The 23,786-nt window shown below is 35.2% G+C and carries 18 protein-coding genes and 1 pseudogene; 4 read left to right on the top strand and 15 right to left on the bottom strand.

What is annotated here, in order from left to right; translation table 11 throughout:
- Positions 1-34 precede the first annotated feature (34 nt).
- The 4 genes and pseudogenes from yidC to M1L66_RS04660 form a co-directional block, all read left to right on the top strand.
- On the top strand, positions 35-2,182 hold the full coding sequence (yidC, locus tag M1L66_RS04675) for a membrane protein insertase YidC (protein WP_349768948.1): 2,148 nt from the start codon (positions 35-37) through the stop codon (positions 2,180-2,182).
- Positions 2,183-2,199: 17 nt separating this feature from the next.
- Positions 2,200-4,020 carry an aminotransferase class I/II-fold pyridoxal phosphate-dependent enzyme gene (locus M1L66_RS04670; RefSeq protein ID WP_187022997.1) on the top strand — a complete coding sequence of 607 codons (1,821 nt, stop codon included), beginning with the start codon at positions 2,200-2,202 and terminating at the stop codon, positions 4,018-4,020.
- A 21-nt stretch (positions 4,021-4,041) separates the two neighbouring features.
- Positions 4,042-4,986 carry an ornithine cyclodeaminase gene (locus M1L66_RS04665; RefSeq protein ID WP_187022996.1) on the top strand — a complete coding sequence of 315 codons (945 nt, stop codon included), beginning with the start codon at positions 4,042-4,044 and terminating at the stop codon, positions 4,984-4,986.
- A 157-nt stretch (positions 4,987-5,143) separates the two neighbouring features.
- Positions 5,144-5,701 (top strand): annotated as a pseudogene (locus tag M1L66_RS04660) (transposase); the annotation flags it as partial.
- A 177-nt stretch (positions 5,702-5,878) separates the two neighbouring features.
- On the opposite strand, the gene M1L66_RS04655 reads toward M1L66_RS04660, so the two are convergent.
- The 15 genes from M1L66_RS04655 to M1L66_RS04585 form a co-directional block, all read right to left on the bottom strand.
- Positions 5,879-6,205 (bottom strand): EamA family transporter, encoded by a 327-nt coding sequence (locus tag M1L66_RS04655; protein WP_349768947.1) that lies wholly within the window; start codon positions 6,203-6,205, stop codon positions 5,879-5,881.
- Positions 6,202-6,543 (bottom strand): EamA family transporter, encoded by a 342-nt coding sequence (locus M1L66_RS04650; RefSeq protein ID WP_187022995.1) that lies wholly within the window; start codon positions 6,541-6,543, stop codon positions 6,202-6,204. The genes M1L66_RS04655 and M1L66_RS04650 overlap by 4 nt, the downstream gene beginning before the upstream one ends.
- A gap of 9 nt (positions 6,544-6,552) precedes the next feature.
- Positions 6,553-7,350: a glycosyltransferase family 2 protein gene (locus tag M1L66_RS04645; RefSeq protein WP_187022994.1), complete on the bottom strand. Its 798-nt coding sequence runs from the start codon at positions 7,348-7,350 to the stop codon at positions 6,553-6,555.
- Positions 7,340-8,134 carry a sugar phosphate isomerase/epimerase family protein gene (locus tag M1L66_RS04640; RefSeq protein WP_187022993.1) on the bottom strand — a complete coding sequence of 265 codons (795 nt, stop codon included), beginning with the start codon at positions 8,132-8,134 and terminating at the stop codon, positions 7,340-7,342. The genes M1L66_RS04645 and M1L66_RS04640 overlap by 11 nt, the downstream gene beginning before the upstream one ends.
- A complete protein-coding gene (locus M1L66_RS04635; RefSeq protein WP_187022992.1) occupies positions 8,128-9,054 on the bottom strand; it encodes an NAD(P)-dependent oxidoreductase in 927 nt (308 codons plus the stop codon). Before M1L66_RS04635 ends, M1L66_RS04640 begins: the two co-directional genes overlap by 7 nt.
- A gap of 14 nt (positions 9,055-9,068) precedes the next feature.
- Positions 9,069-10,007, bottom strand: coding sequence for a glycosyltransferase (locus M1L66_RS04630; RefSeq protein WP_434691271.1), 939 nt, complete (start codon positions 10,005-10,007; stop codon positions 9,069-9,071).
- Entirely contained in the window at positions 9,994-11,133 is a 1,140-nt protein-coding gene (locus M1L66_RS04625) for an NAD(P)-binding protein (protein WP_434691269.1), read from the bottom strand. The genes M1L66_RS04630 and M1L66_RS04625 overlap by 14 nt, the downstream gene beginning before the upstream one ends.
- Positions 11,115-12,638 carry an ArnT family glycosyltransferase gene (locus tag M1L66_RS04620; RefSeq protein WP_187022989.1) on the bottom strand — a complete coding sequence of 508 codons (1,524 nt, stop codon included), beginning with the start codon at positions 12,636-12,638 and terminating at the stop codon, positions 11,115-11,117. The genes M1L66_RS04625 and M1L66_RS04620 overlap by 19 nt, the downstream gene beginning before the upstream one ends.
- 266 nt (positions 12,639-12,904) lie before the next feature.
- The gene (locus M1L66_RS04615) at positions 12,905-17,377 is read right to left on the bottom strand and encodes a glycosyltransferase (RefSeq protein WP_434691266.1); all 4,473 of its coding nucleotides are present in this window, start codon (positions 17,375-17,377) and stop codon (positions 12,905-12,907) included.
- Positions 17,378-17,404: 27 nt separating this feature from the next.
- Complete coding sequence (locus tag M1L66_RS04610) at positions 17,405-18,736, bottom strand: ABC transporter ATP-binding protein (protein WP_187022987.1); 1,332 nt, start codon at positions 18,734-18,736, stop codon at positions 17,405-17,407.
- On the bottom strand, positions 18,737-19,513 hold the full coding sequence (locus tag M1L66_RS04605; RefSeq protein ID WP_187022986.1) for an ABC transporter permease: 777 nt from the start codon (positions 19,511-19,513) through the stop codon (positions 18,737-18,739).
- A 23-nt stretch (positions 19,514-19,536) separates the two neighbouring features.
- Positions 19,537-20,634: a non-hydrolyzing UDP-N-acetylglucosamine 2-epimerase gene (gene wecB, locus M1L66_RS04600; protein WP_187022985.1), complete on the bottom strand. Its 1,098-nt coding sequence runs from the start codon at positions 20,632-20,634 to the stop codon at positions 19,537-19,539.
- A gap of 1 nt (position 20,635) precedes the next feature.
- Complete coding sequence (locus M1L66_RS04595) at positions 20,636-21,721, bottom strand: glycosyltransferase (protein WP_187022984.1); 1,086 nt, start codon at positions 21,719-21,721, stop codon at positions 20,636-20,638.
- Between the two features lie 12 nt (positions 21,722-21,733).
- Positions 21,734-22,660: a glycosyltransferase family 2 protein gene (locus tag M1L66_RS04590; protein WP_187022983.1), complete on the bottom strand. Its 927-nt coding sequence runs from the start codon at positions 22,658-22,660 to the stop codon at positions 21,734-21,736.
- Between the two features lie 20 nt (positions 22,661-22,680).
- A complete protein-coding gene (locus tag M1L66_RS04585) occupies positions 22,681-23,757 on the bottom strand; it encodes a glycosyltransferase (RefSeq protein WP_434691260.1) in 1,077 nt (358 codons plus the stop codon).
- Positions 23,758-23,786: the final 29 nt, after the last annotated feature.

The following is a 23,786-nucleotide window of genomic DNA, read 5'->3' as shown; positions in this document are numbered from 1 at the left end:
CTACTATACGCCGCACGCATTGCGAAATCTTTAGATGATAAGGGAAGATCGGCTGCTACCGATCGTACAGGTATTAGATATGAACAATTTTTTAAACTTTACAGTTGGTATCCCATTAGGGTTTCTGATGTACTTTTGCTATTTAATGACAAAAAATTATGGGGTGGCAATTATTGTATTTACACTCCTGACTAAAATAATTCTATATCCATTAAATATTATGGTGCAAAAGAACTCAATCAAGATGGTGAAGATTCAGCCTGAGTTAAACAATATTACGGCACAGTTTCCAGACAACCCGGATCGTGCCTCAGAGGAACAGCTGAAATTATATAAGAGAGAAAACTATCATCCTCTGGCAGGCTTAATCCCCATGATGATACAAATCCCCCTGGTGCTCGGTGTAATGCAGGTTATATACAATCCGCTGCAGCATCTTTTGCGGCTTCCAGGAGGTGTGATTACGGCATTTTCCAGCCATACAATGGAACTTTTAGGGCTTACAGAGGCTGGTAGTTCCATTCAGGTGAAGGCGATCAATCTGCTCCAGCATTCGGAGTTTGTAGAGTCCTTTCGCAGTCTTAATGTTCCTGGTGTCGATTTGGATGCGGTAATCCAGACTATTCAGGGATTCGATATGACTTTCTTCGGAATCGACTTGTCAGCTGTACCGTCGCTTAGTAACTGGAATATTCTGTTGGTAGTACCTCTGATTGCTGGGGCCAGCTCATTACTTCTGTGTATTTGTCAGAATCATGTTAATGTACTGCAAAAAGAACAGGGATTTCTCGGCCGGTGGGGAATGGCCGTCTTTCTGGTCCTATTTTCCCTTTATTTCGCAATGATCGTTCCAGCGGGCGTGGGACTTTACTGGACAGCCAGCAATCTGTTCGCGATTCTTGCCATGTATCTGGTCAACTGGATGTATAAGCCCAAAGACTATATCAATTATGATGCATTGGAAAAGAGTAAAGAGGCTTTAGCTGAGAGTAAGGAGCTTGCCAAAAAGCTCCAGCTGTCCCGTGAGGACAAGATTCGCGCCAAAACCTATTACAAGGCTTTTTGCAAGGATGAGCAAAAAGAAGTTATATTCTACGCAGAAAAGAGCGGATTTTATAAATACTTTAAAAATGTAATCGAGTATATTCTCGAACATTCTGATATTAAGATTCATTATGTCACCAGTGATCCCAAGGATGCTATTTTTAACAAGATCCATCCTCAGATCATCCCATATTTCATAGATGATAATCGGCTGATTCCGATGTTTATGAAAGTCGATTCTGAAATTATGGTGATGACGACACCGGATCTTAATACTTATCATTTGAAGCGTTCCTATGTAAAAAAGGACGTGGAATATATCTATATGTTCCATGGCTTATTAAGTACTAATATGGTGGTAAATAAGGGAGCTTATGACCACTTCGATACGATTTTTTGTGTGGGACAGCACCAGATTGATGAGATTCGGGAGACTGAAAAAATGTATCAGCTGCCAGAGAAAAATTTAGTACACTGCGGTTATGGCCTTTTCGATGATATGCTGGCTGATTATCAAAAGATATCGAGATCGGAAAAAGACCATAAGGAGATATTGATTGCCCCATCTTGGCAGGAAGACAATATCTTGGAAAGCTGTATTAATGAGATGGCGGCCCAGCTTGCTTCTTCTGACTGTCACGTAACGATCCGTCCGCATCCCGAATTTATAAAACGTTTTCCTGCAAAGATGAACCGTGTCATATCAGAACTGGGCAACGGTAAATATGCCAATGTTGACATCGAGACCGATTTTTCCTCCAATAAGACCGTTTTTGATGCTGATTTACTTATAACTGACTGGTCCGGCATCGCATATGAATTCTCATATGTAACAAAAAAACCGGCACTATTCATCAATACAAAAATGAAGGTTTTAAATGAGGATTATATCCATTATGAACACCAACCGCTTGATATCACGCTTCGTGACAAAATCGGGATTTCATTGGAGAAGGACGAGATTTACAAACTGAATGAAGCCATCAAGAGATTGTTGGGAAGCGAAAGCGTTCACTACGAAAAACAGATTCAAAATCTGGTGGATACCTATGTATTCCATATAGGAGAAAGTGGAGAAATAGGAGGCCAGTATATTATTGATAAAATTATGGAGAAACGGCAAAAACACACATATTAGAAAAACGGAGGATAAAAATGCAAGCGATTATATTGGCTGCAGGAATGGGAAAGCGTCTAAAAGACCTCACTGCTGGTAATACCAAATGTATGGTGAAGGTCAATGGTGTTACCTTAATTGAGCGTATGCTAAGCCAGCTGGATAGTCAGCAGTTGAGTAAAATTGTTATTGTGGTGGGATATGAAGGGAATAAGCTCATTAATTATATTAGCACGCTGAACGTGGTTACTACAATAGAGTTTATTGAGAATCCGATTTACGATAAAACAAATAATATCTATTCTCTCGCGCTGGCGAAGGAGAAATTGCTGGAAGATGACACTCTGTTACTGGAATCGGACTTGATTTTCGAAGATGCAGTTCTTGATACGCTGGTAAAAGATCCGAGAGAAACCCTGGCATTGGTAGATAAATATGAGGGCTGGATGGATGGCACAGTTGTGAAAATCGGTGAAGACGATTCTATTAAAGAATTTGTTCCCGGTAAAAAGTTTAGATTTGAAGATATTCCATTCTATTACAAAACAGTAAATATTTACAAATTCAGCAGACATTTTTCTAAAACCCATTATGTTCCCTTTTTGGAGGCCTATTCTATGGCGCTGGGAAATAACGAGTACTACGAGCAGGTTTTGCGTGTGATTACCATGCTCGACGAGCCGGAAATAAAGGCGAAACGTCTCGATGGGCAATTATGGTATGAAATCGATGATATTCAGGATTTAGATATTGCCTCCTCTATGTTCGTTCCGGATGAGGAAGAAAAATTAAAACTGCTTCAGGTGAGGTATGGTGGGTATTGGAGATATCCTAAGCTGAAGGACTTCTGCTATTTGGTAAATCCATACTTCCCTCCGCAAAAGCTAATCGATGAAATAAAAGCGAACACAGAAAAGATTCTGACTCAATATCCATCAGGGGCATCCGTAAATTCTCTTCTAGCTGCCAAAAACTTTGGTGTTCATCAGGAACATATTGTAGTTGGTAATGGGGCGGCGGAATTAATAAAAGATGTCCTGAGTTTATTCTCTGGCAATATTGGTTTTATACGCCCTACTTTTGAGGAGTATCCCAATCGCTGTCAACCGGATAAATGCATTGTCTACATTCCTGATCCAGTAGATTTTACATATAACAGCAGTGATCTTATTACGTTTTTTGATAGCAAGAACCTCCAAATGCTGGTTTTGATAAATCCTGATAATCCATCCGGCAACTATATAAACAAAAGTGAGCTTTTAAAGCTCTGCAATTGGACTGGACAGAAGGATATCCGATTATTGATTGATGAGAGCTTCTGCGATTTCGCCGAGGAACAGGATAATACGCTGATTACAGAAGAGATTTTAAGGGAATACCCACATTTACTGGTAGTAAAAAGCATCTCCAAATCATATGGTATTCCTGGTGCCAGACTTGGCATTTTGGCTTCAGGAGACGAAGAATTTATCCGCACTATAAAAAATGGGCTGACAATTTGGAATATTAACTCTTTCGGAGAATTCTATATGCAGATAGCCGAAAAGTATAAGAGTTCTTATAAGTTGGCACTGGATAAGTTTAAGGACGAGAGAAAGTATCTCTGGGACGCGTTGAGGGAAATTCATGACATCTGCGTGTTTCCGTCTCAGGCAAACTTTTTTATGATTGAACTCAAGGGAGACATGACTTCAGCTAAACTGGCAATTATACTTTTGATAAAATACGATATATTCATAAAAGATCTGTCGAATAAGATACACTGCGACGGCAGACAGTTTATCAGGGTCTCTATAAGAAATCATGAAGATAATGAGGCGTTTATCCAGGCTTTAAGACAAGTAATGGATCACGAATGATACAAAGAGAGGGGACCGCATATGAAAGTTATATCCTTTGATAAGATTACAGAAATGGCTGTATCACCTTTACAATGTTATGAGTGGGTCTCTGAAACAATTAGTCATAAAAAGACAGCCCTGCTTCCTCCAAAGATCAGTCTAAAACCGGAAATACCAGGCGTTTTTTATAATACTATGCCGGCAATCCTTCCTCATGCAAACTGGGCTGGAGTGAAACTTGTTACCAGGTATCCGCAACGGGCTCCCAGCCTCGACAGTCAAATATTGTTATATAACCTGAAAACAGGTGAAAATTTAGCTTTACTAGATGGAAATTGGATTACAACTATGCGAACAGGTGCAGTTGCTGCGCATGCCATTAAACTACTTGCCAAAAAGGACTTTAAGGAAATCGGCATCATCGGGCTTGGCAACACGGCGCGGGCTGCTCTGAAAGTTCTTCTGGCACTATATCCGGAAAATAACTTCACTATTAAATTGAAGAAGTATAAAAATCAACACGAGTTATTTATCCGGCGTTTTCATGGGTATAGCAAAATTCAATTTGAAATTTTAGATACTTATGAGGAGGTTGTATGCAGCAGTGATGTCATAATATCTGCGGCCACAGTTTTTGATCACGACGTCTGCCCGGACGAATATTTTAAAGAAGGTGTTCTGGTTGTTCCCATACATACCAGAGGGTTCACAAATTGCGACCTTTTTTTCGACAAAGTATATGCTGATGATATCGATCATGTAAAGGGATTTAAGTATTTTGACCATTTTAAATTCTTTTCAGAAATTACTGATGTAGTGAACGGCATCACCCCGGGAAGGGAGGATGACAGGGAGAGGATTCTCGCTTATAATATCGGAATTGCTGTACACGACATTTTCTTTGCGGGCAAGCTGTATGAAATGATTGGTGAGAAATGCCAGGAGATTTCTTTGCATGCACCGGTGGAGAAATTTTGGATTTAACTTTAATGCCAGGTGAGAATAATCCGTTAATCATTAGTAGTCTGAGAAAGTTTTTTGTAATTTAAGATTTATAAGGTCTTCTATGATAAAATAAAAATCATAGGAGGCCTTTTATTATGGCGAGAGATTAAAAACGTACACAGAGTACAAATGACTGAAGGAAGCCGATGAATTGGCCAATGCCCAGAAATATGAGCGTTCTGCCAGGCGTCAGGGTTACCGTTCAGGACGCTATAAGAGGAATTTCCAGATAACTGCCGGAGAAGCGGAATCTAATGTCCCTAAGCTGTAAGGGGGCCCTTTTGAAACAGCCATCATTGAGCGCTACCGCCGCAGGGAATCCTCCGTAGAAGAAGCCCTGTTAGAAATCTACTTGGCAAGTGTCTCCTAGTACCATCAGTAACTTGAATAAAAAGGCTTATGAGCATATTTAAATATATCGCAGCCGCCCGTTAGAAAGCCTGGTTTATTGCTGAAAAGCTCCGAGAAATGAAATTCTCTTCCATTGCCAGGAAACTTGACAATGGCATCGAAGAAACGCTTTCATATATCTATTTTCCTCCAGCACTAGACGAGGATTCGTACCAACAACACTCTAGGGCGGTTGAACCATGAGATCAAGCGCAGTACGAAAGCAATTGGCGTATTCCCTGACGGACAGAGTGCCCTGATGCTTGTATGCGCCAGACTCCGTCATGTAGCCCGAACTAAGTGGTGAACCAAACGCGATATGAACATGGACCGTATCCGTGGGATGAAGGCGGAGGCAAATTCTAATGACATGGCCGTATGACTGCCGGCTGCCAGTCGGCAAAATTTAAATTTGCGGAAAACAACGCTTGACACTATCTAATTATACGGCATCGACATTTACATTCTATTATTATTTCTATCATACTGCAATAATAATACTTCCCAAAACGATTAAGACAATCCCTATAATTTTTTTTTGTGTAATACCTTCTTTCAAAAAGCAATAGGATAATACAAACGTCCATATATATGTAATCGAAGTTAAAGGAAGTACCACAGAATAATCCAAGAACTTCAAAATGTAAATATTCAATATTGCTGATATCAGATATAATAAACCACCTAAATAAAATGCTGGCGTTATAACTAATATTTTTATTTTTTTTGCATCTGATGCCTTTTTTAAATAGAAGCTTCCACAGGCACCTAAAATAGTCATGATGATTAAAACGATATAATACTTCACGACTCATCACCTCCTGCAATTAATATGACTCCAGAGATGATAATCAAGACACCGATACATTTGAGCAGAGTAATAGTTTCTTTCAGGACAAAGGCTGAAAGAACGATACTAAAAACATAATTTAGGCTTAACATTGGCTGTAAAACAGATAAGCTGCCAAAACGATAAGCTACCATCATAACAAGTGCGCCTAACCCATACAATAGGAAACCAACAAAAAGGAACGAGGTCTGCCCTCCGGTAGAAAGTTTCCAGAAAAGCTGTCCTAGACAGACGCAGACAGATGAGCAGCACATGAGAAGTATTCCAGTTTTATTTTTTTTAATTGATTCTATCATAGCAGGCTCTCACTTTTGTGGATTATATTTTCCAAGCATATTAGAAAATAGTATTTTTAACAGTTCTGAATTTCCTTTCAAAAAACTAATTTTAGTAGGGACTTTTCCTTTTATAGGGTAAGCTCTTGTCACTGGCACTTCACATACACGCAATCCTATCTGAGATGCTCTGGTCGACAAATATGCAAGTAACTCATATGTATTGAAAATATCCCGTAGTGGTTGTACCTTGGGATTGGTTAAATAATTTCTTGAATGTCCGCGAAACGCATTGGTAGTATCGGTAAAGTGATGGTGGGCTGTTAGTGAAATAACCGGAGCATGAAGCAAACGTACCGATAAATATCGAAGAAAAGGGGTATTAATTGCTTTTCCCCCTTTGATAAAACGTGATCCCTGAATAAAATCATAGCCAGCTTCTAATTTTTCTATAAATTTAGGTACATCCTCAATACTGTCTTTGTTATTTCCGTCTATAGTAATAATGCCTTTATAGCCTCGTTCCAGTGCCCACCAGATCCCCATGCGCAGTTGTGCCCCCTGTTTGCCCGGCCCTTTCTTAATGAGCAGAGTATTGACCCCCAATGCTTCCAGTAAGGTATTGTCTGTAGAACCATCAATTGATCCGCCATCACAGATAATAATATCGGCAATCGTATCAATCTTATATTTTCTGGCCCGCTTCAACTCATCATGTATTCTTTGGCCTTCATTAATAATAGGGATGCATATACAATAGTTTGATTTTTTTTGTACAAATTCCTCAGAAACAAAATTGGGTACACCTGGTATACTGTTATATTTCATAAAATACCTCTTTCACATAGGATAATGCATCAAACACTCGTTGCAGATCCTCCTGTTTTCCCATTTCTATAGATATAAATTTAGAGTATTGGCCCGCTAAAATACAAGCCAATTGCCTATGCAGTTTTCTTTTTTGTATACCAGCCAATCCTGGTTCGCTAATATGGATGTGGTTAATTAAATCTATATTATCAGCAATTATATCTAAAGGCTCTTCATTGTAAATCATAGTACCAATATCTAAATTGACAAGAAATCCTTCGGATTGTACCTCTTTTACCATTGAAAAGGCTTCTGCAGTCGAAGTTATGAAATTGGTATTATATATAACCGGATTAGCCTCCAATGCAATAACCGTATTTCTATTATGAGCATATTCTCCTATTGCTGAGAAAAAATCCACTGCTATATTATAATCACCAGAACAATTTATACTTCTGTTTTTAGGGCACCCAAAAACAAGATTATGGCATTCTAATGCAGCCGCAAAATCAATGGCCTTTTTTGTATATTCCATAAGCAGCTTTCTTTCTTTTACAGATTGAAACATTTTCTCTGTCTTTCCGTACCAGATAGATTGCATAGAGGAAATCTTCAAATGATAGGATTTTGATAAATACTCTTTGAAATCATGTGCTTCTTTTACACATTCGTATGGATTATTTGGAAAAACTCTGGTAGGTGCTATTTCAAGGCCCTGAATATTATTATCAAAAAGGTATTTGTAAATCTCCTGATCGTATTTTGAATCCCAACTAATGTTTGATATTGATAATTTTAACATGATTGCTCCTGTATAAATGTTTTGATTTCGGCTAAAACATTATCCTTATCAAAAATATAACCTCTTTTACCGCCCATAAGTGTATCATGCTTAGTCTTGAAATCATAATAAGGTGGATTATTTGATATTATATTCTGAAACTTTTTACCTTCCAAATAATGATATAACTCCGCAATGCCGATTGGTTCAGTGGCTAAATTTAAAAGATAAAGATCATTTTCTAATGCATACTGAATATGATTCCACAGATGTTTCAAATTGTAGAACTGAAATACACCACGGCTGTCCGTAAAATTAAGTGCAGAAAATCCCAGTTCTTTAAAAATAGTTCTAAGTGCTTCTTTTTCTTCACAAGATATGTCACTGCATTTATAAAATCCATTATTCTGCAATTTGTAATAGTTATTAAGTTCAGGTCTGACAGTTGCAAGTTTTCCAAACTTTTCATTTTGGATCATGGACGGAATATAATGTATATAATCATATATAAAATTCTTTTTTATATTTTTACCAAAGAGGCCTGGCAGTCTAATAATTAAAGTTTCTGGTAAATAATCTCTAACTTTCTGTTCCAGATAATAACGATTGGCTCCATAAGGTTGCAAATCTTCAGAAATTATGGGAGTATCCTCATTAACGTTTATTGGACTTTTATAAACATCAATAGTAGAAATCAATACTAGCTTTCTAGGCTGAATTTGCTGAATATTATAAAAAGCATTTTCAATATTGCTCAAATCTTTATTGGAGTCTTGATTTGCAAGAAATTTTTCAGCACGAATTCCAGCATAGATTAATAAATCAGGTTTACATCCATATGCATGTTTAATATTTTTAGAATTATACCTTTCTGTAAAATTATATTGGCAAGATAAATTGGAACCAACAAAGCCAGTATAACCAACTAACATCGTTTTCATATAGCAGATCCTCTTTAATTAGTGATTTTTTCAATGGATTCTATAATATATTTTTGTTTATTAAAATTTATTTTTAGTATTAAGGACATATACTTTATGATGATTGTTAATATTACAAAGAGACTCAAAAAAGCAAAAGACAGGAAAAGCATTGTAGTTGTCCAACCAACTACAGGACGTCCTCCAATATAAATACAAACTGTATAAATTCCTGTAAGGGTAGTAATAAGCATCATAATATAAGCAAAGATCATAGAAAAACGGTATGCAATATCTGTATAAAGTATCATAGCATCCAAAGCAGTATCCTTTTGCTTATGAAGGGTATCTTTATCTTGAAATGACAAATAGCTCTCATTATCATATGTAATTACATCCGTCTTTAAACCACAATTTGCATAAACAGCCTTCCGGTATGGAATTGTCCTACTCATGGAATGAACCCTGTTAATTCCGCGTCGTGACAAAATTCTGAAAGATTCTGTACGCAGAAGATACTGAGTGTGAGACAAACGATTAAAAACGGCATAAAAAATTTTTGAAGATGTACGTTTCCCATGAAGTGGTGCGGCTGCGACGATATCATAGCCTTGTAGAGAACGCTGGTAAACATCTATAATCAGGTTAGAAGAATATGATGCAAGCGGTAGATCAAATTCAAAGACAAAATCCCCGATAGCCAGATCAACGCCAGCATTCATTGATAGTTCAAGGCCCTGATAAAAACTCATATTTAATATGCTGATTACATTCCCTTTGACCGCAGATGCATATCTTTTTATTTCTTTTATACTCCCATCTGTAGATGCATCATTAACACATATAATTTCATACTTTTCAAAACTATTACGAAGAGTCTCATTAACTAATTCAAGAAAACGATATATCTGCGTTTCTTGATTATAGACATATACAACAGCCGATATAAAATTTTTTTCTTTATTTAGCAGCATTGTTAAGCACCTCATCCAAATCGTAGACTGTATTAATTTTTCCAGATAATACACTGATGAAAGTAGGATCTGTAGAGTATTGTTTTATCACAGTTGGACGCGAATCATCAATCTCGGAAACTTTTAAAATTGGCTTCATTGAGAAAAGGGAATGTGAGTATTCAAAACCATACTCTTTTTTTAAATATTTTTTCGCTAAACTAGACATAAATGGCCAAGCACTTTCTGGTTTAGCAGGACAATCATTACAATTTCCCAATTGTTTTGGAGAACATTTTTCTTCGCTTCGTTTTTGACAGTCGAAAGTGGGTACCGCCTCATAGCTGGTAATATGAGGCGTAAAAGTCACGGCAGTTAATGAATGATAACCAGTTTTTCCAAATGGCATAATGGAAAAAAATGGTCCATCCATAACAGTAATTCCTACATTTTTTAACTTTTCATTTACGTTACACAGAATAATTTCACATAATTCATACTTGATTTTAAAAGGTTCGTACCCTAGCATTCTGCTAATTTGATTTGTAGAAGCATAAGTAGCATTTAACAAAAAATCAGTTTCATATGTAGTTCCATTTTGCATATTTAATTTAAAATATGTATCTTGTTTAATTATTTCTGAGATACTTGCATTATAACAAATTTCTACGTTAGGAAATTTAGACAGTTGATTTAGCAAATATTCCTTTAGTATACCAGCATCATATGTATATTCTTCTGTCATAAACGCACCGTCGCACATTCCTGGATTAAAATATTTGTCGGGATTAACATCATCGCACCGAATGTGTGTGTTTTTACAAAAATTTCTAAATTGCGATGCATTCGTCCAAGAAAAATCTGCAGAAGTTGCGTAAATCTGATCAAACTTTGTTAGTACACAAAAGGAATAGTCTTCCATAAACCGATTAAAATAGTGAGCAGATTTTATAGCTGTTGAATAGGATCGTGGGTAATGGTATCCCATATGTACGCGAGCTTGATTTATGTAAGTTGCTCGACGAAAAGGGGTTGGATCATGTTCTAGCACTAATACCCTTTCTTTTTTATTACACATTTTCCCTAATGCATTAGCGGAATATAAGCCATATAATCCAGCGCCTAAAATTATTTTGCTATAACGCATTTATTACCTCCTGGTAAGTGAAACTTAAATATCTTATTTTCTGTGCTATTAATCGAATTTAAGCTAATCATATTGCATGCCAATAATAATGGTAAAAGAGGATATTGATACCTGGGACTTATATAGATAAGGCAATGGAGAAGCATAATTCCACAAAATGGCAATTGAAAAAACAATTTATCTGTTATTGATGATTTAAATGCAGTTGACAAAAGAAAAGTATTTAAAAGAACCAGATAAATTATATTGGATAAACTCCCCCAACTCCAGATAATGGCTGGTATGTTACCACTTAAAATTTGTTCAGGCGAATTAACAAAAATATATTGTAAATCTCTATATGTACCATCTCCACGTCCTAAAAGTATATACATTTTTTCAAGCACTAATCTTATAATAGTTTTTAAATCATATGAAGATATATTAATAAGAGCTTTTTGTAACATTTCTTTCTGCACATTGTCAACCGAATTACTATTTCTGACCTGGGTTAAGGTAAGCGCTGCCTTTTCAGACCATGATCCCCAATTTGTAATATCCGTTCCCAAATATAAAGGCCAGCCAAAGGTGGGCGTAGACATTCCTCCTAACAGTTGTTTTACATAATACAGATATCCGTATTTTACTAGGTTATAGAAAACTAACATCACAACTAGTTGAAGAATATCATCCATAAGTTTTTTCTTGCTTTCTATGTTGCAGATTATCAAAATTGCAAAAGTTATTATAAATATAGTTGTAATAGATCGTAGTTGTTCAGATAATCCTAAAAATAATCCTGATAAACTTATAAATAGCCACTTATAATGTGTGAATGCTGTTTTACATTTTATGTAAAATAATATTCCGCTAAAAAGAAATACTAAAAACATAGGTTCAGATAGCATGTAAACAGAATTTAATATATTTTCTGGCCAAACGGCTAAACATATTGCACCTATAAAAGATAACTTTTGCCCTACAAAATTATTACATATTTTGTAAAACAAATATGTATATAAAAATGTGAAAAATATATTAAGCATAAGAGGAGCGAAAACATTATTTCCCCATATTAAGTAACTTATAGAAAAAATTTTAGATATCAATAATTGATTCACAGCTACTGTTGCCATATAATTTTTTAGTTCATCTGAAATTGGATATCCCCTAAACAACGCCTGTGATATTTCCCAATACCCCTCATAATCGCTGATCTGCAAAACAGAAAAATTAGATATTAGTATATAGCGAGGTAAAAAAACAATAAGAAATAGCAGTAATACTAGTTTACATTCAGAAATACTTATATTTCTTGTATTAAAACTATGTGTTTTAAACCATCGAAATATAAGGAGTACTGCAATCCAAGCTATAAAATAGGTTAGGATACCATCAAGCCTGAGACAGCCCCCATCTATAATTGAGTCGTAATTTCTTTTAATTTGTATTATAATAATCCATAAAACAATCCATAAAGAAACTAATAGCGCTATTAATTTTTTTAAGTGTTGAGATAGTTTCATCTATGTAAGGCTCCTTTTTAATTAATACTCACCCTTCCAACTGACATGGCTAATGGTTATACATTCACAAATATTTTATCTAAAATTATAAGTAAAATATTAAATTTTATTATACAGATGACTTCTCCTTCATATATGCCGTAATTCAGAGTTATGGATTATCTCCATAACTCTTCAGTACAACATCTTTTTCTGGGACTTATATGATCAGAAGGAAGCTTAATTATAGAGATCTATATATATCTTTAATAGCCCCCAATTAGTAATTACAAAATATTTACTTCTGAATTTGTGTCCCAAGTAATCCCTTTACGTTTTTTATGCATTGTCCATTTTTTACCCCATTTTTTTTCAAAACGTTCTTTATTTTGATCATATATATCATGAAATTTTTTATCCTCTAACTTTTTAAAGGAAGCTCCTTCAAAATGATGAATAAATGCATCCTCTGCGATAGCTAACTCATAGCCCTTTTGCTTTACTGCTTCTGCATAATCATCATCTTCGAACATACCAACTTCATACATTTCATCTAATAGACCGCAGGAATCAATAACATTTCGCTTTATCATAGTACAGAATAATGCAAGAACATTAGGATTTTTATATTCGGAATTGAGATGATCAGTCGTATAACGATAAGCGAAACTGTACATTTCTTTTACAGAATGATAATTAACCTTTATTTTTGCTTCGTTACCAATAGAATTAGTAACAGGTCCACACATACCAAGCTTTGAATTGTTCTCTAAATGCTTTGCCATTGCAGTAATCCAGCCTCTTGTTACGACTGTATCATTATTAAGCAGCAAAACATATTCTCCAGAAGAAGCATTTATTCCAACATTGTTACCACCTGCGAACCCCTTATTTTCTTTGTTCAAAATCAACTTTACTCTGGCATCGTCCCTTTCCAAAGTTCTTAGATAGTCTGTGGTTCCATCTGTAGAACAATTATCAACCACAATTAATTCATAGTTGGCATAGGCCGTATTATGAAGTATACTGTTCATGCATATTTTGTTTATCTCTAGATTATTATAGGTTAAGACTATTATACTTACTTTAGGAACAGCACGCCTACATACTTCATAAAAATTTTCATATCTAATCTGCCAATCATTTTTTAATGCAAATGCCATTTTTTCAGTGTCGCTAGCTAAGCAATCTTTATTTTCCAGACAAATTTTAATGTATTCAAGGAATTGATGATTGTCATTTGATAAATAAACATATTTGTCCTTAAAGGGTTCCAGCTCAGGAATATCTGTTGCAACTATTTTTTTTCCAGCACTAAGATATTCATAAAATTTTACCGGATTAGTAGCTTTTATTAAATCCGTTGAAGTATCAAATGGAATAAGGCAGACGTCAAAACATTCTAAATATTTCGGTAATTCATTATAGGGTATTTCACCCAGTAACTTAATATTGTTATATTTGGACAACTGTTTTTCACCTGCTGTAACACGTCCAATAATTACAACATCACAGTCAGGCATATTTTGAGCCACATAAATTACCTTTGAATAATCAAACCATTCAGCAACAGCACCATAATAGCCAATAATTTTTCTTTCATTCTTATGTTCAACTGCCGCCTTATGGAAATGTGCATACTCGGTTCCATTTCTAATGATCTCAATATTTTTATTAAATTTTTTTGCTATATCATAAAGAAATTCAGAACTGGCAACAACATAATCAGATAATTCCAACAGTTTCTTACAGTTTTCTTTTACTAAACTTTCTGCTGGATTCAAAAAACCAGTGAAATCATCCATGTAATCAGTTATTATTTTAAATCCATACAAATTTCTTAAATGTTCAGCCGTAAAAATCCAATTGGGATAATCGACAATTACTACTGCATCACGTATACAATAAGTATTCATTATTTTATCTAATTTTTCATGAAGTAATGATAACTGTTCATGCCAATCAGTCAAATGTATTGCAGTCGACTGATCATTATATATATTAATTACATATAAATCATTACATATTCTAACTACTGAATCCGGATTAAAATGGTTGGCATTTACATAGAACACTCTATGCCCATTTTCTGCAAAACGACTTGCAAAATGCTGCGGCCTCTGATATCGATAATCGAAATCTATTACTCCCAATAAAATGACATCAAAATTTTCATAATCAGAGTTCAGAATGTTTTGCAATTCCTGATTAAAAACATCTTCCATAATTTTAATGCGAGAATTCCAAGTGTTTTGCAATGCAATTAATGGTCCATTTTCAATGGCTAAATCGTGGCATTTTTTTGTTACCATTTTATCTAAATAAAATAAGAACTCATCAACACCATTCGCACAAGCTATAAAATCACATACAAAATTATCCATTTCTTTCATGGAGGAGGTAACTACAGGAAGACCAAGTGCACAATACTCAAAAAATTTAATTGGTGATACACAATCCATTTTATCATTGATAATAAAAGGAATTGTTGCTACATCGAAATATTTCGCATAATCTGATAATTCTTTATATGGTTTTAAACCCAGCAAATGGACATTGGAGAGATTATCAATTTCTGATGTATCATAAATTGCTTTACCGATAAAAACAAATTCATAATTTGGTCTGGCAGCTGCGAGTTCTCTCACTAATTCATAATCCAGCCATTCGGCTAAATATCCATAATATCCTATTATTTTATGTTTTTTAGAAAGTATTGGCTTCATATCCTCTGGAACATAATTATTATGTATATTTAAAAAATCCTCTGGATTAACAGCATTAGGTAAATAAATAGGGTCCCTTCTATTTTCCAAGCAGTTTAACAACGGAGAAGCCACATAACTCACAAAAGAAGCTTGCCGAACTATTGTAGTGTGTAATTTATCATAATATTTATCGTAATATGGAAACAGATCCAACTTATCCAGTATATGGTACCATATTTGCTTGTTGGCAATTTGATTGATGAACGACAACGAACCTAACCAGGTTAGGAGAACAAAAACCTCTCTGTTATCTATAGCCTGCAATAACTCCTTTTCATGCACTATGAATAGACCAGGATAAGCCTCCCGATAAATATTCTGAAGGCTCGGATGCTCACAAAAAAAACATAACCAGCCATTATTGGCAAAGGCCTTCAACAACTGCTGTGGAGTCTGTAAAGGTTCCCAATATACAACATGCGGATATATCATAATCCTCATATCCTTATTAGAATTCAGTACTTCCTTAATAGCCATATATTCATTTGAATTCAAATCTATGTTTGATACCAAACGCTGTTGCTCTTCTTGAAGATGCTTTGCTAAAGGAGCATTGCTAAGCATTATATCATCAGTCACCTTTAGAGTAGAATTTATTTTAGCTCCACTAACTTCATCAAGAATACTTATCACATTCCAAATCGGGTTATACCTGCGCTCAGAGTCACCGCCTTTTTGACAGAGTTCAGATTTCAACCATTTACCGAAACTCTTCCTTTCATCTTTCGTGCCTTTCAAAAATTGATATTTAAGACGAAACATAAAATGAACAGTACGGAATGTTTTGGTAGAAGCCATATAAACACATTTTTGTTTTGCTCTATAAATAATGCTTTCTTTATTTTGAAGCTCTTTATCTAACTGTTTTTTTTCTAAAAGTAGAGTAGCATATTTTTCTTTTATGCTTTTTAGATCTTTAATTTCTTCCTTTAATAAATTATAGTTATTTCTATATTCTGCCAGTTCCTTTGCAATCTCCTCATTTTTTTCAGCGTAAGTAGCCAACTTTTTTTTATGACTTTGAATTTCATCTTGAAGCGAACTATTTGCCTTTGTAAGTTTTCCAATGGTCTCATTGTTTTCTTGAGTTAAAGAGGTCATTAATTTCTTCTGGTTTTGAATTTCCTCCTGAAGTAAACTATTTGTTCTGATTTGATCTGTAAGCTGTTTTGACGAGGTCTCAATTAATAATCCGCGTTTGTTGAACTCATCACTTACTAAGGAATAATCAGTATTTAATTTTTCTAGTGTATTTTTAAGTTCTGCTATCTGAACATTATAGTATTCTTCGATTTCCTTTTTTTGATTATTCCATTGAATTAAATCAGAATTTTTTATTCCTTTGTAGATATCATCAATTCTTGCAGTTATAATATCCTCCTTATGTGAAGAATATACCAGCAAAACTTGCTGGTCAGGATAAAGCGTACCCGGAATTTCACTTCCATTTACTGTTTCCAGATTCACCAATGTAAATTCACCTATCTGTAAAGGAATTATATTTGTATCAAATTTAAAAAAATGCTCATCAATAGTAAGTTGTTCCCGAAAAGGCATTTGTAGAATAAGATAATGCTTAGTGACCATTGCCATCTTTTCAGCCATATCCCATGGCGTATAAAAATGCTCTAACACATTAGAACAATAAACTATATCAATTTTTTTTCCTGTATCCAGAGTTGAAATATCACCCTGTTCAAATTGATAGATGGGATATTTTTTTTTCGCAATCTCTATGGCGCTATTAGCAAAATCCATACCACATACTTTCGTATTTAAATATTGTGACAGTATATTTACAGCCTCTCCACAAGCACATCCCATATCACAAATTATATATTTATTCATGCGTATAGATTTTACTAACCAGGCAGGAAGAAGACGGCAGGTTATTTCGGCAAAAAATTCTGTTTGTTCTTCTCCAGAATATTTATCCCAATCAGTCTGAAAACGCTTGTCCCAGTATTCTTCACTATTAATTAATTGATTCAAATCATTTCCTCCATTCTCTATATAGTCCTAATGAGCCGCTTTTTCTATTTTTATTCCATCAACTTCCCAGACATGTTTCAGACTTAAGATTCCAAATTCATTAATTACCGGCGATGTAATACGAAACTCAGAAACGCTACAGATTGTGTCATAAGGTGAATAATCGGCATTTTGAGCGCCGATATCCAAATAATATTTTCCCGGCAGCAGAGTATTATTTTCAAGGATAATTCGTGTGATTCCTGTTTCATTTGCAGTTATAACATGGTTGGAATCTAGCAATATGCTGGATCCATAACAATATACACCATCATCTCTGGTAATACCAATTGTAAAATTAGTAGATACCTGTGACTGATGGCTGATATAAGTCATTTCAATAATAATAGTTTCTCCGGTTCTAAAAACTTCAGCAATATCATTACTGGAATTCCTAATAAAAACATTTGTAAACTCAACAACCTTATTTCCTCTTCGTACAGCTTTAGGTCCACAAAATTCAGGAAGCTCCGGTAAACTTTTAACATCTTCTTTCGTTTCTGCTTCAGTTATTCTGACTACTGATTCTTCAGCTTTTTTCCCCTTTTTGGCAATCTTCTCCTCTTCAATCCGATCCAAACGTTTTTCTTCCATTAAGGTTAAATAATGATCGTCGACAAATTTAGGTATACCTTCTTCTCTAATTAATCCATTTTCAATCCAGATACATCGATCACAGATCTGCTCGATCTGCCCCATTGAATGAGATACTATAACTATAGTAGTACCGCTAATCTTGATATCTTTCAGCTTTTCAAAACATTTCGCCTGAAAGCTGACATCTCCTACTGCCAATATTTCATCAATTAATAAAATATCTGCATCAACATTAATTGCTACTGAAAAGGCCAGTCTCATATACATACCAGAAGAGTATGTTCTTACCGGATTATCAATAAACTCTTCTAACTCAGAAAAAGCTATAATATCATCAATTCGTTCATTAATCTCTTTTCTAGTTAGTCCGAAAATCGATGCATTGGTGTAAATATTTTCACGGCCGCTCATATCCGGATGAAAACCTGCGCCTAACTCCAGTAAACTAGATACTCGTCCTTTTACTTCAATGCTTCCTTCTGTGGGGTACATGATACGGCTTATTAGTTTCAGTGTAGTACTTTTACCGCAGCCATTCTTTCCGATAAGTCCTACAGCCTCACCTTTTTTAATATTTATGCTAATCCCTTTCAGAACCCAACGTTCTTCATAGTAGTTTCTTTTTCGAAACAGTAGTTTCTCCTTTAAACTAGTTCCTTTATCATAAAATACTTTAAATTTCTTTTTTACATTTTTTACTTCTATAACATTACTCTGTTCCATTTATAACTCCTCCACAAAGTTTCTCTGCAACCTAGAAAATACAGCACTGCCTATTAAAAGCATAAGAAGCCCCAGTATAAACGCATGTAAAAGTGTGGAAATCTGCGGAATGGTTTTATAATATAAAATATCTCTGTATACAATTATGATTGGTGTCATAGGATTCAAATTAAAAATTGGAAGCAATTGTTCTGGTACCAAATCTACAGAATACATGACAGGCGTAAGGTACATCCAAGCCATAGTTACAATTCCCAAAATGTATTCCAGATCTCTAAAATATACTGTTAATGCTGCTGAAAGCAATCCAATTCCTAACGCCAGAATATACTCTACTATCATGACCACCGGAAGATAAAGCAATGCGTTTAAATTGATACCAAAACCAGTTATAATTAGTACACAAAAAATAACGAGAAAGCAAAGAAGCATATTTACAAAGGAACTGGTAACATAAGAGATGGGTAATACTTGCCGTGGAAAATAAATCTTCTTAACCATATCCTGCTGACTTAAAATTGAAGTTGCGCCTCCGGTAATAGCAGAGCTGAAAAATATCCAAGGTACCAATGCCACAAATAAAAACAAATAAAATTTATCTATACCCGCTCGCATAATAACGGAAAAAACAACAGTGTATACCATCAATTGCAGTAAGGGATTAATAAAAGTCCATAAAAAGCCTAAGACTGAACCTTTATAGCGACCTCTCAAATCTTTTCGAACTAAACTAACTATCATTTCACGGTATGCATATAGTTCATTTAACAGCTTCACTTTTGCCTCCATTTATGAGTAATTTACAAATGACTTTCTAAAATATCTGCAATTCTTTTACATGCAAATCCATCCCCATAAGGATTGCTTGCATGACTCATTTTTTCATATTCTATATTGTTATTTAATAATAAGTTGAATTCCTTATATATCGTATCTTCACTAGTTCCAACCAGTTTTAAGGTTCCTGCTGAGATACCTTCTGGTCGTTCTGTTGTATCTCGCATGACAAGGACAGGCTTACCAAGAGAAGGGGCCTCTTCCTGAATTCCACCACTATCTGTCAGTATTAGATAGGATCGTGATAAGAAATTATGAAAATCCAGAACATCCAAAGGCTCAATAATATGAATTCGTTCATCGCCCCCCAAAATCTCCATTGCTGCCTGACGTACTGCTGGGTTCATATGGATTGGATAAATAACCTTAATATCTGAATTCTCATCTACTATCCGCTTAATTGCCCGGAACATATGATGAAGCGGCTGGCCTAAATTCTCTCTTCGATGTGCTGTAAGCATAATCAGCCGGCTTCCCTCTGCCCAGTCCAGTTCAGGATGAGTATACTTCTCGTGTACTGTCGTTTTCAGCGCGTCAATAGCAGTGTTACCAGTGACAAAAATATTAGCTTCTACCTTACCTTCTTTTAATAAGTTTTGCCTAGATTTTTCTGTAGGAGCGAAGTTAAACTGAGATACGATTCCGGTAGCTTGGCGATTAAACTCTTCGGGATAGGGGGAGTAAATATTATACGTTCGAAGCCCGGCTTCTACGTGTCCTACAGGAATCTGAAGATAGAAAGCTGCCAGGGCAGTTGCAAAAGTAGTAGTGGTATCTCCATGGACTAGCACCACATCTGGTCCTTCTTTCTCCAGAATAGGTTTGATTTTTTCAAGTATAGAAATCGTTACATCGAACAACGTTTGGCGATCTTTCATAATTGCCAAATCATAATCAGGATTAACTTTGAATGCCTCCAGAACCTGGTCAAGCATCTGACGATGCTGACCGGTTACACATACAATTGTTTCCACAGACGCTCTTTTTTTTAGTTCATTTACTAAAGGACACATCTTAATTGCTTCCGGGCGAGTTCCAAAAACTAACATAACTTTTTTCATTTTAAGACTCCTTAACTTCGTTTATTATTTGTTCTATTTGTTCTACTCTGGTGATCCAGCTGTTCTGTTCCAGAAAATTTTTATATTCTACTTCAGACTTAAATGGAACGTTCAGTTTTTTATGAGACATTGAGACCATTTCATCATAAGTATCGTATATGTATATTAGTTTTTTAAATTCTTGTATCTCGTTGCTATTTACAGCAAGTACCGGTTTATTATAGGCAAGGTACTCATATATTTTCACAGGATTAATTGTATCTAACAGTTCTGTTTGTTTAAAAGGATAGAGACAGACATCAAAAGAACAAATCCAGTCAGGCACCTCTTCCTTAGGCACTGTACCTGCATATTTTATATTTGGCATCTTGCATTTGGAAATATCACATGGTCCAACCAGAATTATGTCGCAATCGGGGTTCGCAACAGCCAATCTTTTTACAGCCTCAGTATCAAACCAATGACTAATTTTTCCTATATAACCAAATACTTTTCTACTGGTACGGTATACTTGTTGTGCATGCATTGGCTGCAGATATTGAAAACCATTTGGTACAAGGTACACATTAGAATATGCCTGCATTCGATCAAGAAATTGCCGGGCTGTTACAAAAATTAGATTACATTTTTTTAGTAATTGTTTTTCACAATTAGTAAGATATTTCCTTATGATACTATCAGAAGATAATTTAACATTATCATCCATCTTGTCATATACAAGCATCTTAGACACATCTAAAGGTAATAGTCTTTGCCATACCTCATAACCAATCCAGATCATATCACATGTTTTCAGAAGATTAGAAAGTTGTCTTCTTTCGAATATTGTATTTATACGTAGTGGATCCATAAACTGCATACGAAGTGGAAGCGAAAATCGCCCATCCAGTTTCAGTATATGCAGTGTAGGAGATATATCATAGCTGTCCGTATAACAACTAAGTGCTTTATTTTTAAGAGTGCCAATATAACTAATGGTTGGCTCTATATACCATACATCATGTCGTTTTGATAATGCCTCTGCAATTTCTTGGGGGCGTTGCTTTAAATCATGAAATGCCAACGGGGAAAAATAAAGTATCTTCATTTAAACTCTCTCTTATAATTTGCCAATTAAAATAATAAACTTTAGTATAATATTATCTAGCACTTTCTGACGGTATAACTTTGAGGTTAGTGTAAGCTTTATGCGGTATAAGAATTTTTGACGCGATTTAAGTAAATCCTTAATAAGCTTCATGTTTTCTATCGATATCTTAGGAAGATCGATATCTTGGTTATTGGAAGACAAATCATTATTTCCAAACACTGTTAAAAAATTAGACGCTTGATAGTAAATTTCACCTCTAGGCTTAAATAACTGCTGAAGTCTATAACGGAATAAATTGTTTTTGTTTATCATTGCACCAGAAGTATTGCTTCCATGTTGACGGTAAAGTATATAGCTTTCTTTATCATAATACACCTCGCCAAAACATGTAGCTGTTAGATAAAACCACCAATCATGCATAATTGTAAACTCTGGTATTCTTACACGCATAATATCTAATAATTTCTTATTCATTACAGCAGTACAACCAGTACACATGTCCTGTACTAACGCATTTCCAAAACTTGTTTTTTTCATTACTCGACTAACTGTAACTTTTATTGGCTGTAATTCTTCATCTACAATTACCTTGTCACTGCAATATAATACAGGCATACTTTTTGAATAGTCTTTTAATATAGAAACAGCCCTGCTAATTTTCCCAGGCAACCATTTATCATCCTGATCAGCAAAGGCGTAATAGTCTCTTTCTAAATTTGCTTTCAAAATTAAATCAAAAAAGCTTTTCTGTACCCCTATATTTTTCCCAGAGTACCAGGTAATGCTAGAATACTTTTTTGCATATGCACTCAGAATCTCACGCGTCGAATCGGTAGAACCGTCATCACGGATGAGGAGGTCTATCTCTTCGTAATCTTGAGCTAAAATACTGTCTAATTGAGTTTTAATATATTTTTCGCCATTATAAGTGGACATTAATACTTGGACCTTCATTTTTAATTAACCAGATACAAACGCTGCAGTTTTTTCGCCTGTTGCTGAAGCGTTATGCCTTTTTTATTCATTTTTTGAATTGCGTTATCAGAAACTATACTACGCGATAAAAGATCATTATCAAAAGTTTTAATTTTTTTTAAAGCACCATTAACCCAGGAAAACTTTGAATTTTTTAATGGCAGATACATTACATTTCCTAACGAAGACTCCTTCGGAACGTAATTAGAGACCATACACTGAATTCCAGCTGTCTGTGCTTCAAAAAGTACAATTCCAAGTCCTTCAAATCTTGATGGAAGTAGAAATAGATCTATTATTTGCAATAAATCTCCGACATCATCCCTTTGTCCTAAATAAACAACATTTTTTTCAACATTTTTTTCAACAACCAAATATTTTATCTTGGATTCCAGCGATCCCTGTCCCACCAATAGTAATATGCTTTCCGGCCTCCGCTTCTTCACCTCAGCAAACACCTCAATCAAAAACTCATGATTCTTCTGCCTCTCAAATCTCCCCACATGTCCAATCACAAACTTTCCATCCAGCCCCATCTCTTTCCTGAGCCGTTCCCTCACCTCAGGCCGGAAACGGAACTTCTCACAATCTATCGCATTGTGCATGATAAAAATCTTCCCGGCCTTCAGCATTTTCTCGCCATACAAGAACTTTCCTGCCGCTTCTGAACATGCAAATCGCTCTACTTTCATAAGACGAATCGGCAGACACAATATCCGATTTCTCACTGCATTAAGCGTCTTATCTGAGTACTTCGTAGCATGACAGTGAACAATAAACTTTTCCAATCCATATCTTTTAGCTATAGGCCTTAGCAAAAATGTCAAATACACTTCATGGTTATGCAGCCAGGTATATTCTCCGGCATGTAACCGAAAAAATGAATTCAGCTGCTTTATGGACTGAAAAGAACTTCCTGGCTTGTCAATGCAGTAGATTTTTCCGCCTAATTCCCGGATTTCTTCCATATAAGAATCCTCACAGGCAATAAAGTGCAAAAAATCAAACTGGACTTTATCCCGGTCTATATGCCTGTAGTAATTCATTATGACGCTCATAACGCCGCTTCCACGGCTCAGAGTGGAAA

Source organism: Hungatella sp. SB206 (assembly GCF_051132295.1).
In the GTDB taxonomy this organism is placed as follows: Bacteria; Bacillota; Clostridia; order Lachnospirales; family Lachnospiraceae; genus Hungatella; species Hungatella effluvii.
Note: the sequence above shows the minus strand (reverse complement) of the source record. Positions and strands in the feature narration are given on the sequence as shown.

Bases quoted from the DNA above. Each gene is read 5' to 3' on its own strand.
- yidC (WP_349768948.1), top strand. From the start codon at position 35: ATGATAAGGGAAGATCGGCTGCTACCGATCGTACAGGTATTAGATATG.
- M1L66_RS04670 (WP_187022997.1), top strand. From the start codon at position 2,200: ATGCAAGCGATTATATTGGCTGCAGGAATGGGAAAGCGTCTAAAAGAC.
- M1L66_RS04665 (WP_187022996.1), top strand. From the start codon at position 4,042: ATGAAAGTTATATCCTTTGATAAGATTACAGAAATGGCTGTATCACCT.
- M1L66_RS04650 (WP_187022995.1), bottom strand. From the start codon at position 6,543: ATGATAGAATCAATTAAAAAAAATAAAACTGGAATACTTCTCATGTGC.
- M1L66_RS04645 (WP_187022994.1), bottom strand. From the start codon at position 7,350: ATGAAATATAACAGTATACCAGGTGTACCCAATTTTGTTTCTGAGGAA.
- M1L66_RS04640 (WP_187022993.1), bottom strand. From the start codon at position 8,134: ATGTTAAAATTATCAATATCAAACATTAGTTGGGATTCAAAATACGAT.
- M1L66_RS04635 (WP_187022992.1), bottom strand. From the start codon at position 9,054: ATGAAAACGATGTTAGTTGGTTATACTGGCTTTGTTGGTTCCAATTTA.
- M1L66_RS04630 (WP_434691271.1), bottom strand. From the start codon at position 10,007: ATGCTGCTAAATAAAGAAAAAAATTTTATATCGGCTGTTGTATATGTC.
- M1L66_RS04625 (WP_434691269.1), bottom strand. From the start codon at position 11,133: ATGCGTTATAGCAAAATAATTTTAGGCGCTGGATTATATGGCTTATAT.
- M1L66_RS04620 (WP_187022989.1), bottom strand. From the start codon at position 12,638: ATGAAACTATCTCAACACTTAAAAAAATTAATAGCGCTATTAGTTTCT.
- M1L66_RS04610 (WP_187022987.1), bottom strand. From the start codon at position 18,736: ATGGAACAGAGTAATGTTATAGAAGTAAAAAATGTAAAAAAGAAATTT.
- wecB (WP_187022985.1), bottom strand. From the start codon at position 20,634: ATGAAAAAAGTTATGTTAGTTTTTGGAACTCGCCCGGAAGCAATTAAG.
- M1L66_RS04595 (WP_187022984.1), bottom strand. From the start codon at position 21,721: ATGAAGATACTTTATTTTTCCCCGTTGGCATTTCATGATTTAAAGCAA.
- M1L66_RS04590 (WP_187022983.1), bottom strand. From the start codon at position 22,660: ATGTCCACTTATAATGGCGAAAAATATATTAAAACTCAATTAGACAGT.
- M1L66_RS04585 (WP_434691260.1), bottom strand. From the start codon at position 23,757: ATGAGCGTCATAATGAATTACTACAGGCATATAGACCGGGATAAAGTC.